This is a genomic window from Pseudomonas anatoliensis (genome assembly GCF_017976235.1).
Lineage (GTDB): Bacteria > Pseudomonadota > Gammaproteobacteria > Pseudomonadales > Pseudomonadaceae > Aquipseudomonas > Aquipseudomonas anatoliensis.
In genome coordinates this window covers 188,596-200,895 of the sequence record NZ_JACVHC010000002.1, presented here as the reverse complement: position 1 = coordinate 200,895, position 12,300 = coordinate 188,596, and the positions used below count along the sequence as shown (strand labels likewise).

Annotated in this window: 7 protein-coding genes; 2 read left to right on the top strand and 5 right to left on the bottom strand. The window is 61.0% G+C overall.

Going from position 1 to position 12,300, the window contains the following annotated elements:
* The first annotated feature begins 76 nt into the window (after positions 1-76).
* A complete protein-coding gene (locus ICA16_RS06320) occupies positions 77-5,680 on the top strand; it encodes a dermonecrotic toxin domain-containing protein (protein WP_210700249.1) in 5,604 nt (1,867 codons plus the stop codon).
* Positions 5,681-5,777: 97 nt separating this feature from the next.
* On the opposite strand, the gene metE is transcribed toward ICA16_RS06320, so the two are convergent.
* Positions 5,778-8,090: a 5-methyltetrahydropteroyltriglutamate--homocysteine S-methyltransferase gene (gene metE / locus ICA16_RS06315; RefSeq protein WP_210700453.1), complete on the bottom strand. Its 2,313-nt coding sequence runs from the start codon at positions 8,088-8,090 to the stop codon at positions 5,778-5,780.
* A gap of 112 nt (positions 8,091-8,202) precedes the next feature.
* Between metE and metR the strand changes: the two genes are divergently transcribed.
* Positions 8,203-9,120, top strand: a complete 918-nt coding sequence (gene metR / locus ICA16_RS06310) for a transcriptional regulator MetR (RefSeq protein ID WP_150601746.1) — start codon at positions 8,203-8,205, stop codon at positions 9,118-9,120.
* A 127-nt stretch (positions 9,121-9,247) separates the two neighbouring features.
* On the opposite strand, the gene ICA16_RS06305 is transcribed toward metR, so the two are convergent.
* The 4 genes from ICA16_RS06305 to nosR all read right to left on the bottom strand — a co-directional run bounded on the left by ICA16_RS06305 (position 9,248) and on the right by nosR (position 12,274).
* A complete protein-coding gene (locus ICA16_RS06305; RefSeq protein ID WP_150601747.1) occupies positions 9,248-9,745 on the bottom strand; it encodes a GNAT family N-acetyltransferase in 498 nt (165 codons plus the stop codon).
* Position 9,746: 1 nt separating this feature from the next.
* The gene (locus ICA16_RS06300) at positions 9,747-10,385 is read right to left on the bottom strand and encodes a LysE family translocator (protein WP_210555018.1); all 639 of its coding nucleotides are present in this window, start codon (positions 10,383-10,385) and stop codon (positions 9,747-9,749) included.
* A gap of 24 nt (positions 10,386-10,409) precedes the next feature.
* Positions 10,410-10,844, bottom strand: coding sequence for an NUDIX hydrolase (locus ICA16_RS06295; protein WP_210700248.1), 435 nt, complete (start codon positions 10,842-10,844; stop codon positions 10,410-10,412).
* A gap of 71 nt (positions 10,845-10,915) precedes the next feature.
* Positions 10,916-12,274 carry a response regulator c-di-GMP phosphodiesterase, NosR family gene (gene nosR / locus ICA16_RS06290; protein WP_210555016.1) on the bottom strand — a complete coding sequence of 453 codons (1,359 nt, stop codon included), beginning with the start codon at positions 12,272-12,274 and terminating at the stop codon, positions 10,916-10,918.
* Positions 12,275-12,300: the final 26 nt, after the last annotated feature.

Sequence of the window (12,300 nt, the reverse complement as noted above, 5' to 3'; positions counted from 1 at the left end):
GCGCTGTGTCCACTGACTTTCAATAGCTCGCAAGAGGGGTGGATCCGCCGCCCCCGGCACCGAGTATTTTTTGTCCATGGACGTTTCTCTGCAGTTGACCATGCCCGAACCGGCCTCCGTTCTCTTGCCGGCCTTCAAACCCAGCGCGCGCCTGCCCGATGAAAGCCTGGCGATCAGCGCCATGAGTCGATGGCGACAAAGCCGGGAAGGCCTGCGCGAAATGCTGGCGGCGACTCCGGGCATGCGCGACACGCTCAACCACAGGTTCAAGGAAGTTCTCGATCTCGATGGCGAGCGCACCGGTCTGCTGTTCCCCGCCACGGATCTGCTGCCTGAACGGTTCATCAGTTTCACCAACGTCTGCGCCTTCGTTCTGCAGTATCCACAGGTGGAAAAAGACCTGAATCAGCAGTGCCGGGTATCCGGCCTGCCTCAGGCGCACCCGCTGCAGGCCCTGCAACCTGAGCAATGGTTCGAGCGCTTGAAGATGCTCGGTATGCAGCAGGCGCATGCGCAACGGTGGCGAGCGTTCTGGGACAGTCGAGCACCGGGCACGGCGGTTTCTCGGCGCGAGCATGTCCAACAGCTTTATCGCCTTCATTTCGAAGCCTGCGCGCACCTGGCCTATGCCCATAAAACCCTGAGTGCCGAGCAGCTCAAACTGGTGCAGTTGGTCATTGATCCACCGCCCGGTGCGCTGATGATGAATGCGCAGCCGGTCTACACCGAGCAACTGGCAATGGTCCTCAAAGACGAGCGTAAAGTCATGCTCAGCGGGGCGTGGGTAATTCGGGCCGGTGCCGACGCCGACGCTGCCCCCCTGCTTTACCTGCCGTGTCGCGCCGTTGCAATCCAGGCCTTCGCGCAACGCAGCGACATGCAAGCGTGGCTGCTCGAACAGTCGCTCGTGCCCACCGGACTGCCCACCGACGACATCCGCTTTGAGTACACCGTCAGCACCGACGCGCTGGAACTCGGTGCCCACGACCTGCTCGCGCGCCGCCAGCAATCTCAAGTCACCTTGCTGACCACCCCGAGCCGCCGCGAAGCCACCCTGGCGGCAGATGGCGGACAATCCCTCGCCCAGGTCGACCGGGTCGATCAACAGCGCAGCCACGATGAGCTGATTGCGGCACCGCCGAGTCCGACGCCGCCACTGCCCCCGGTCGATGCCGATGACGACGCCGAGCCTGATGAGCAGGCATTGTTCGGCAGCCTGTTCGCTGATATTCCCTGGCCATTACGTCAGGCGGCACTGAACCGCCAGCGCGAGGCGCTTGAGGCGCGAATGGCAGACGTCGGTGACGGCCCCGGGCTGCAATCCTTCAAGGATTCGCTCAAGGCACTGGAGTCTGCCGAACAGGCCGGCGACGAAGCGGCCACGGCCCTGCTCTATCGGGCACGGACGTCGGACCTGCAGACATTCCAGCGTGAATTCACCGCGCTGCACGCGGCGCACAAGGCCGGGTTACAGGCCGAATGCGCACTGCAACAGGCGCTGGGGCAACTCGACGAAGACGACTGCAACAGGCTGCGCACCGTGCTCGACGCATTGCCGGTAGCCGGCAGTGACACCGTTGTCGCCAGCATAACCCTGACGATGAGCACTGACGTCGCAGGCCAGACCACGCTCACTACGCAAGAACTGCCCGGCGTCTGGGTCGTCACCCAAGCCGCGGTGCTCCGCGACCCGACCTGCGCGTGCAGCCTGCTCCTGTATTGGCCCGGCACCGGCGGCGGCTTGCAGCGCTACGCCGGGCTTGGCGAACTGGCACGCCAGGTGTTCAAGATCGATCCGGCGGATCGCACATTGACCCTGCAGCTCAAACAGATTCGTGATGATGTGCTGGTCCATGGGCTCAACCAGCTGACAAGCGAATTCGAAGAACAGGCCGCCATGCTGCGCCAGCGTCATGCTGCTTCGACCGATGCCGGCGCGCTCGGTGAAGCGCTGGACAGCTTGCGCACCAAAACGCTCGCCAGGTTGCAGGTTCCGGTGCACGCTGCCAGAGGCCTGGCCTTTGCCCACCTGTTGGAACAGAGCCGTAGCGCGACGCTGGTTTCCCACCTGCCCGATTGGCTGAAAACCATGGCGGAGGCCGATCGGCTGACGCTCAAAAAGCTGATGGAGGCGTACATGGCGGCCATGGACCGCAGTCATGAAATCATGACCCTGTTGCTGGAACCGCGCGATGACTTCACGCGCAAGCGCCTGCACGCAAGGCTGAGCAAGGACTTTGCGCTCACGGGCAGTGTCCGGGTCCAGCTTGATCTGCCCGATACGACAAAATGGCAAAGCCAGTTCTACCCCGCGCCAGGCGCGCCTATGACACCAGAAAAACTGGTCCTTGTGCCCAGTGCCGCGCGCAGCAAAATGAGCCTTGAAGAGCTGGCGCAAACCAACATCGACAACACGCCATCGATGCAACTGGAGCCGCTGGCGCTACGCCTGGCTTTCATGAAGGTCGAGGTCAGCACCCGCGAAGAAGCCGAGCGTCTGCGCTTGACGTCTGGCATTACCCTGGACTACCTCAAGCAAGTGCTGCCGGAGTTGAACCTGCCGCACGCTTACGAACAACTGATCCGCGACACCTTCAACGGCCCCCTCACCGAATCGGCGTTCGCCAGGGCACAGCGCCGCGAATGCCTGGTCGAGCCGTGGCGCCTGATGCTGCGCTTACAGGGTGAATGCGCGCGCCTGCAGCGGCATATCGGCAGTGATGACCTGCTTACACTGAACATCGCCATCGACGCCAACACTGCCCAGGCGTGGCGCACCGATGGCAAACGTGTGGTGTTACTGCCGGCTTACCTGAGTGCCGGGGGCAAGGACACCCCATACCAATTGTCGGTGGCCCTGTCGGGTGTGACCTTTATCCAGGAACAGGTCAGCGGCGTGACGTTGCTTTACCTGCCGGACAGCCCCGACGGACAGTTCCTGCGCCGGTACGATAGCCTCGAAGCCGCGCGCAAGGGCCTGTTCAACCTGTCCGTGGTCGACAAATGGAACAAGTACCTCGCCGGTCGGACGTTGCAGGGTAATGTTCGCGCTCACGAAAACCGGCTGAACCAGGCCTGGGCCAATCGCTACGACGCCATGATTGGCGTCGGTCTGAGCTGGCCGGCTACCACGTCACTGAGCGAGCATCTGCTCGACGCCCACATGGGCCGGCTGATCGAGGCTCATCGCGGGACCTCTCGCTCCAACGATGCGTTGTACCTGGAGCGTTACGCGCTCAAAGGTCCACGCGCCTTCAATTACATCAAGATGGCAGTCGGGCTGGTGCCGTTTGTCGGCACCGTGTTGTCCCTCTACGATGCATGGACGGCTGCCAATCAGGCCGTGGCAGCTTTTCTGCGCGGTGAAATCGGCGATGGCTTGAGCGAACTCAGATCAGTGCTGACCAGTTTGATCGACGCGGCCATGGACCTGCTGCCGGGCGAAATGCCTAGCTCGACCTTGTCCCGCACGGCCCGCCAGCTCACCCGTACTCGCCAATTGCGCCGCCTGGCTCGCCACGCGTCGGCCTTGAAAGGCACTTCCCAACGCGAGGCCCGGCAGGTGGTGCAGCGCTTCAAGGACTACGAATACGAATTGCCGATTTCCCTTGCCGGCCTGCAACCCGCCACCCATGGCCTCTATCGCGGGATCTACCGGCATGCCGATGGCGACTTCATCGTCCGTCAGGGGCGGATCTTTGAAGTGCAGCGCAGTCAGGATTCGCGCAACTGGCGATTGGTCGGCAACAGTCGCAAAACCTACAAGCAACCGATTGCCCTGGACGAAAGTGGTCAGTGGGACACCTGGTTCGGTGTATACGGCACGACTTTCGAGGGGGGTGGACTGGGTGGCGGGCAAGTACTCGGGCACATGGCCGATGCGCTTGATCCGCTCTGGCCGCAGGCGATTCGTCAGCAATTGCCGCGTTGGTGGGTCGACCACGCTTTTCGCCGTCATCATCGCCTGGCCCAGGCTGCCGAGGGCCTCGGGGATCAGATTCAGGCCAGAAACACGGTGAGCAATGCGGCGATCAACCGGTATAACGATGCCGCAGCCAAGGATCGTCCAGCACTGGTCGCCGCTGCCGAAACGGCGTGTCTGGGTGACATCGAACTGGCCAAACGCGCTTTTCAGACACTGGATGAATTGATCCCGTTGACCAGCGGCAACAAAAAACAGGAGGCCAGGCTGTTCCGCAGCAAGACCGCCTGGCAGTTGACCGACCGCTATCATCGCGTGGCCTCTTACACGTCACGCAGTGTCCTGCCCATCACCAATAGAATCGACGAGTTGACTCAGGCGCTGAACAATCTGCCAGGCAACAACCTCGCCCCTCGGATAGCTCTGCTTGAGGAGATCCGCCTGCTGCGCTTGCAATACCTCAGCAAACTGGATCGGCTTGAGAAACTGAAGATCGAGCTCAATCTGTGGAATGAGCGCATTCAGGTCAGGGCAGACAAGCTCGATCTCGCCTCCGACGTCAACGAGATCAACAGCAAACACAGTGACGCCAGTCTGCTGTATCTGCGCACCAGCCAGCGCTTGGAAACCGTAAAGCGTTACGGCCGGGCTGATGATGTGTCGTGGTTCTATCTGCTGGGCCAGGCACACGAACTGCGCATTGATGTCGATCGCGCTCTGTACACGCAATACATCTTGCCGACCCTCACCGCGACCCCGGCCCAACGCAGCCGGATTCTGCAGAACTGCGTCGACCTGTACAGCCGTTTTCGCCTCGAGATGAACATCTGGACCCACCGTTACCCACAGCACTTTCACCTTGATCAGGTGGAACCGCTGCTCAACGGTATCGAACAGCTAGGCGAACGTGCGCGCAGGGGCATTATCGCGCCGGCGCAAGCGGCACCGGCAGGCCAATCTGCCCAGCGCGTTTTTACCACCGCCGACAATCAGTTGCTGTATGGCGTCGAGCGCTGGGAGCCGACGACGCAAACACGCCAATACGTGTCGACGGGCCGGGGCGGCCATGAAGAAATCTGGCAACAGGGCAACGATGGTCAATTCCGCTTGCTGAACCCGCGACCAGTCGAACAGCAAGCACCCGCGAACCTGCAACTGCCGGCATTGCTGACAGAAGCTCGACAACGCCTCGCTACGCTCCCGGCCTATCAAACCCGGGTCCAGGCATATGCCGAACAGAACATGCTCCCGGTGAATCTGGAACATATGCTGGTCAGCGAAGCCGCCGAGCTCACTCGCCGTGCCGACCGCATCGCCGCCAGCGCGCCGCAGGAGCCGGTCATTGAGCAACTGCGCGACCAAGCCGCTCAATTGATCACCAGCGGCCGCGCCATGCGTACTCGCCAGTCGCTGGTCAGCCGCGACCCCACCGACGGGATGTTGCTCGATTTGATCAGCGAAAACGCGGTAGAAATACGTCGCAACACCGCGATCAGAAACCTCGGAAGGCGCGACGGTCGCACCGACTACATGCAGGAATATGAAGTGTGGAATTTGACGTCCGAGCCAGCCGGGTTGTTGTGGTACGCCCACTTTCACTATCGCAGTGCGACGCCAGTGTTCGGCACATTCGAAAAGGCTCACTTGAAGCTGCCCGAACACCGCTTCCTGACCCACGCTGACGACGCCACCCTGCCCTACGCGAATATCGGCAGGCAGTCGGCGGTGCTGGAGCATTTCCAGGCGCTGGCCAACTAGATTCACGGGGCCGCACGCCTATATCACCGACATTAAAAAACCCGTTGCGCGTCAAGGCACAACGGGTTTCATGCAGCGCCGGATCAAATGGCGACGCTTATGCCAGTTGACTGCGCAACTGTCGTGCCGCCGCCACCATGTTCACCAACGCCGCTTCTGTCTCGGGCCAGGCGCGGGTTTTCAGACCGCAGTCGGGGTTGACCCACAGGCGCTCTGCGGGAATCCGTTGCACCGCTTTACGCATCAACTTGAACATCTCGGCAGTGTCCGGCACCCGTGGCGAGTGGATGTCATAGACGCCGGGGCCGATGTCGTTCGGGTAGTCGAACGCCTCAAAGGCGTCGAGCAATTCCATGTCCGAGCGCGAGGTTTCGATGGTGATGACGTCGGCGTCCATCTCGGCAATCGCCTTGATCACATCGTTGAATTCGCTGTAGCACATGTGCGTGTGAATCTGCGTTTCGTCCTTCACGCCAGACGCCGTCAGACGGAACGCCTCGACCGCCCAGTCCAGATATTCCTGCCATTGCGCCCGCCGTAACGGCAGGCCTTCGCGGAAAGCGGCTTCGTCGATCTGCACGATCTTGATGCCGGCGTTTTCCAGATCAACCACTTCATCGCGCAGGGCCAGCGCCAGTTGCTGCGCCTGGATCTTGCGCGATACGTCTTCACGCGGGAACGACCACATCAGCATGGTCACGGGACCGGTCAACATGCCTTTCATGACCTTGTCGGTCAGGCCCTGCGCGTAGCTGATCCAGTCGACCGTCATCGCTTGCGGACGACTCAGGTCACCGTAAATCACCGCCGGTTTAACACAGCGCGAACCGTAGCTCTGGACCCAGCCGAACCGGGTGAACAGGTAGCCGTCGAGTTGCTCGGCGAAGTACTCGACCATGTCGTTGCGCTCGGCCTCACCGTGCACCAGCACGTCCAGCCCGAGGCGTTCCTGAATCTGCACGGCGTGGCGGATTTCACTGCGCATGGCGTCGTGGTAATCGTTGGCCGACAGCTTGCCCTGCTTGAACGCCTGCCGCGCCAGACGGATCGCTCCGGTCTGCGGGAACGAGCCGATGGTGGTGGTCGGGAACGTCGGCAATTGCAGACGCGCCTGTTGCCTGGCGATGCGCTTGGCAAACGGCGAATGACGGCGACTGTCGCTGGCATTGATCGCCTTGACCCGCGCCTGCACTGCGGTTTTATGAATACGTGGCGACTGCGCGCGGCTGGCCTGAATAGCCCGACTCTCGGACAGTGCAGATTGCACCTTGGGCGCCTGCGGATCGTTCAGCGCATCACGCAGCACGGAGATTTCGCTGCACTTCTGCACGGCAAACGCCAGCCAGCTTTTCAGTTCCGGATCGAGTGTGTCTTCACGCTCGACATCCACCGGACTGTGCAGCAACGAGCAGGAACTGCTGACCCACAGGTTGTCGCCGAAACGCTCCTGCGCCGGTTGCAGTTGCGCCAGCGCCTGCTCCAGTTCGCAGCGCCAGACATTGCGACCATTGACCAGACCCACCGAGAGAATCTTGTAGGTCGGCAGACGATCGAGCACCTGACCGAGTTGCTCCGGCGCGCGCACCGCGTCGATGTGCAGCCCCTGCACCGGCAGACCCACGGCCAGACCCAGATTGTCTTCGAGGCCGCTGAAATACGTCGCCACCAGTTTCTTCAGCGGCGAATACTGGAGGATGTGATAAGCGCGTTCGAAGGCGCTTTTCCATGCTTGCGGCAGATCGAGGGTGAGGATTGGTTCGTCGATCTGCACCCACTCCACGCCTTGCTCGGCGAGGCGCACGAGAATTTCGTTGTAGAGCGGCAGCAAGCGCTCAAGCAAATCCAGCTTGTCGAAATCATTGCCTTTGGCCTTGCCCAGCCACAGATAAGTCAGCGGGCCGATGATCACCGGTTTGACGTTGTGGCCCAGCGCTTTGGCTTCTTCGACTTCATCGAACAACTGGTTCCAGCTCAGCTTGAATGTTTGATCAGCGCTGAATTCCGGGACGAGATAGTGGTAGTTGGTGTCGAACCACTTGGTCAGTTCTTGCGCATATTGAGTCTTGCCGTGCTCGGCGCCGCAGCAGTTGGCGGACGCACCACGGGCCATGGCGAACAGGGTGTCGAGGCTCGGCAGGCCGCGCTCGTCGCGCACGCCGTCGAAACGCTCGGGGATCACGCCAAACGTCAGCGAGTGGGTCAGCACCTGGTCATACCAGGCAAAGTCGCCGACCGGCAGCAGATCGATACCGGCGTCTTTCTGCAATTGCCAGTGGCGGGCGCGCAGTTCACGACCGACCTGGTTCAGGGCAGCCCGATCAAGATCGCCGTGCCAATAGGCTTCGAGGGCTTTCTTCAGTTCGCGGTCGGCGCCGATGCGCGGGAAACCAAGGGTGTGGGCCACGGCCATGTCGAGTGTGCTCCATTGCATAAAAGATGGCGCCATTGTCGACAGTCAAACCAACATGAGACAAACTCAACCTTTTCGTGTTGATCACAAGTTTTCCTCATGGAGCCAGCCGGTGCTTGAAATCCGTCATCTGAAAACCCTGCACGCCCTGCGCGAAGCCGACAGCCTGGTCGATGCCGCTGACCGTTTGCACCTGACCCAATCGGCACTCTCGCACCAGTTCAAGGAGCTTGAGGAACGGCTGGGCATGCAGTTGTTCGTGCGCAAGACCAAACCGGTGCGCTTCACCAGCGCCGGCCTGCGCCTGCTGCAACTGGCCGACGCGACCCTGCCACTGCTGCGCGCCGCCGAGCGCGACATCAGCCGCTTGGCCGGTGGCACTGCCGGGCGTTTGCACATGGCAATCGAATGCCACAGTTGCTTCCAGTGGCTGATGCCGACCATCGACCAATTCCGCGATGCCTGGCCGGAGGTCGAACTCGACCTCGCGTCAGGCTTCTCCTTTGCGCCGCTGCCGGCCCTGGCGCGTGGCGATCTGGATCTGGTGGTGACCTCTGATCCGCTGGAAATCGCCGGCATCACTTACGTGCCGTTGTTCACCTACGAAGCCATGCTCGCGGTGGCCAATCAGCATGCGCTGGCGAGCAAACCGTACATCGTCCCCGAAGATTTGCTGACTGAAACGCTGATCACCTACCCGGTAGAACGCGACCGACTGGACATCTTCACCCGCTTTCTTGAACCGGCCGACATCGAACCGGCGCAAGTGCGCACTTCGGAGCTGACGGTGATGATGATGCAACTGGTCGCCAGCGGCCGTGGCGTCTGCGGCATGCCGCACTGGGCGCTGCATGAATACAGCTCACGCGGTTACGTGAAAGGCAAACGGTTGGGCGAGAAAGGCTTGTTTGCCACGCTGTACGCGGGAATCCGCGCCGACATGCTCGATGCGCCGTACATGCGTGATTTTCTGCTGACGGCCAAGGACACATCGTTTTCGACGCTTGATGGGGTCAGTGCCGTGCGCTGATACGAGAACACCACGAGTCCCTGTAGGAGCGAGCCTGCTCGCGATGGCGTCGGGTCAGGCAATATTTGAGCGACTGACACACCGCTTTCGCGAGCAGGCTCACTCCTACAGGGTTCTGCGCATGGATTCAGATCTGGCGCCACATGTGGATCTTGTCAAAGTAATCCTCGCCCACCCGCACCGCCAGCGGCTCAAGACCAAACTGGATAAAACCGCAGCGCTCATACAACTTGAACGCAGCTTCATTGCCAGCAGTAACCGTGAGCTGGATCAGCTTCAGCTCGGGATGATTCTGCGCCTCGGCCAGCGCCGCTTGCACCAGTTCAAACCCCAAACCGTGCTGACGAAAATCCGCCGACACATACATGCCGAACAGCGTGGCCTTGTGTCGGGCTTTTTCTCGCGGCTCAAATGCCAAACCGACAATGCCAGCCAGCGTGCCACCCTCGAAGGCACCGAGCACCACATCGAGCTTGCTGGTCAGGCGCGCCTCCCACCAGCTCAGCGGCATCACTGCGCGTTCACGCACGCTGGAGGTGAAGGCCTGCGGATGCCGGTCGTAGGCTTCGAGCATCAGTTCCCGATAGGCCAGGGCATGGCTGGCGTCCAGCTTTTCGATCCACATCTCAAGCGGCTCGCCGTTGCTCAAGCATCAAGCGAATGGCCAGACCGCCCAGTACCAGGCCCATGAAATAACGCTGCATCACCAGCCACGTCGGGTTGCGCACGAACCACGAAGCAATGCCCGCCGCAAACAGCGCAATCAGCAGATTGACGCTGAAACTGACGCTGATCTGAGTCAGGCCGAGGATGATGCTTTGGGTGAACACCGAGCCGTGTTCAGGGCTGATGAATTGCGGAAACACCGAGAGATAGAACACCGCGATTTTCGGGTTCAGGGCGCTGGTAAGAAAGCCCATGGTGATCAGTTTGCGCGACGAATCCGGCGGTAACTGCTGGGCTTCGAACGGCGAACGCGCGCCGGGTTTCAGCGCCTGCCAGGCCAGCCACAGCAGGTACAGCGCACCCGCCCACTTCAACACTTCATAAGCCATCGGCACCGCGAGGAATACCGCGGTCAAACCGGCAGCAGCGGCGAACATATGCACAAAGAAACCCGCGACCACGCCTAGCAACGAGGTGAACCCGGCCTTGCGCCCCTGACAGATCGAACGCGAGATCAGGTAGATCATGTTCGGCCCCGGCGTGAGGACCATCAGCAACGCGGCGGCGGCAAAAATCAGCAGGTCTTGAAGCGGGATCATGGTGGGCGTCCCTTGCGTTAATGATCAGGCGATTTGGGTCAGCGAGGCTCGATAAAACGGCAGGATCAGGTCGCGTGTCAATGGCGCCAGTTCGAGCGCCGGATCAGTGGCCGGATCGACCCAGATGACCTCTTCGATTTCAGCTGCCGGGAAGACTTCGGCATTGATGGTCAGTTGAAAGATTTCTGCCTGCACGACAAATCCCGGTTCATTGGCGGCGGGAGCCGAGAACTGGCCAAGGAACGTCGCCTGCGATGGATCGATCACCAACCCCAACTCTTCTTCCAGCTCACGGGCCAGTGCCTGCACCGGCAATTCATGGGCTTCGATCTTGCCGCCCGGTTGCATGAACGCCGTGGTGGCGCGTTTGCGTACCAGCAAGGTCTGGCCGTCGGCGTTGAGCAACAGCGCGGCGGCAATGTGGATGATGCGAGGTGAAACGGCGGATGCACACGTCATGGGTCAGCCACGGGCCTGGAGAAAACCGCAAGGATCCCATGCCTGCCCCGCCAACGTCACCTCTTACGCCATCACCTCTGTGCCTCGAGCGCCCCTTCGACTTCCTCCGGTACCTTTACGAACACTTTGTATTTGGCCCCCTCCATGGCCTCGAAGCTGATCAGTTTGTCCACCAGCAGTGCGCTCAAAACCTTGCCGGTATTGAGCAGCAACATGCCGTTGTCGGCATTCAGGTTGCGCGCCAGAATCATGCCCGCCGCCAGCTCGCGGGTGCCCAGCACCTTGACGTCCGGGTCGGCGAGGACCACGTCGCTCAGGAACGCCGCGCATACCTTGATGAAGTCCTCGACCAGCTCGGGATCGTAAAGTTTGCCAGCGTACTGACGCAGGTATAACAACGCCTCGTCGCTGTTCATTTGCCGCTCGAGAATCAGCCCGCGCTGCAATTCGACGAAGTCCACCGCCAGCTTCAACAGTCGCGAACCCAACGGGATCGCCTCGCCCTTGAGCCGATCCGGAAAACCGCTGCCGTCCCAGCGCTCCTGATGATGCAGGATCAACCGGGCCGCATCCTTCATCGGGTCGAGGGTCATCAACAGCGATTCGCTCTGTTTCGGATAACCGCGATAGCGATCGCGCTCGGTATGGCGAAGCAGATCCGAGGGGGTGACCATCATGTTGTCGGTCCAGCTCAGTTTGCCAATGTTGTACAACGCAGCGGCCATGGTCAGGTCACGACTGCCGGCTTCATCGATGCCGTGCATCTTGCAGTAGCCGCGCACCAGTTCGATGATCTGCCGATTGGTCTGCTTGGCCGGCGGCAGGCGCAGGTTGGCCAGCAACGAGAACACTTCGGTGCCAGTCACGTAACTGTGTTTGAGTTCCTCGTAAGCCAGATCAAGCATGTCGGCAGTCTGCTGCAACTCAGCGGTACGCGCGGCGACGTGTTTTTCCAGGGTGCTGTTGAGTAGTTTGAGCTGATCATTCTGCACTTGGGCCAACCGCTCCAGGCGCTGACGTTCACGCTCCGAATGCTGATGCTCCAGCGCCTGGCGCAAGGTCAGGAGCATTTCTTCGTCGTTCCAGGGTTTGCTGATGTAGCGATCGATCCGCCCTTCGTTGATGGCTTTGATGATCGCCGCTGGATCGGCGTAGCCGGTGAGCATGATCCGCGTGGTCGCCGGATAGAGTTCATGGACACGAGCCAGCAATGTCGCGCCGTCCATATTGGGCATGCGGGCGTCGCTCATCACCAGGTCGACGGGCTGTTGGGTCAGCATTTCCAGCGCCTGAGCACCGCTGGTGGCCAGCAGCACGTCGTAAGGCTGACTGCGCAGCAGACGCCGCAGGCTGTTGAGGATCGACTCCTCGTCATCGACCAGCAACACCTTCGGCCGGTGCGGTGAAATCGGGGCAGATTGTTCTTCCATGGGGTGGCCTCAAGCGAAACAGTGAA

Coding starts and splice junctions, on each gene's coding strand:
- ICA16_RS06295 (WP_210700248.1), bottom strand. CDS start 10,844: ATGACGTGTGCATCCGCCGTTTCACCTCGCATCATCCACATTGCCGCC.
- ICA16_RS06300 (WP_210555018.1), bottom strand. CDS start 10,385: ATGATCCCGCTTCAAGACCTGCTGATTTTTGCCGCCGCCGCGTTGCTG.
- ICA16_RS06305 (WP_150601747.1), bottom strand. CDS start 9,745: ATGTGGATCGAAAAGCTGGACGCCAGCCATGCCCTGGCCTATCGGGAA.
- nosR (WP_210555016.1), bottom strand. CDS start 12,274: ATGGAAGAACAATCTGCCCCGATTTCACCGCACCGGCCGAAGGTGTTG.
- ICA16_RS06320 (WP_210700249.1), top strand. CDS start 77: ATGGACGTTTCTCTGCAGTTGACCATGCCCGAACCGGCCTCCGTTCTC.
- metE (WP_210700453.1), bottom strand. CDS start 8,090: ATGGCCGTGGCCCACACCCTTGGTTTCCCGCGCATCGGCGCCGACCGC.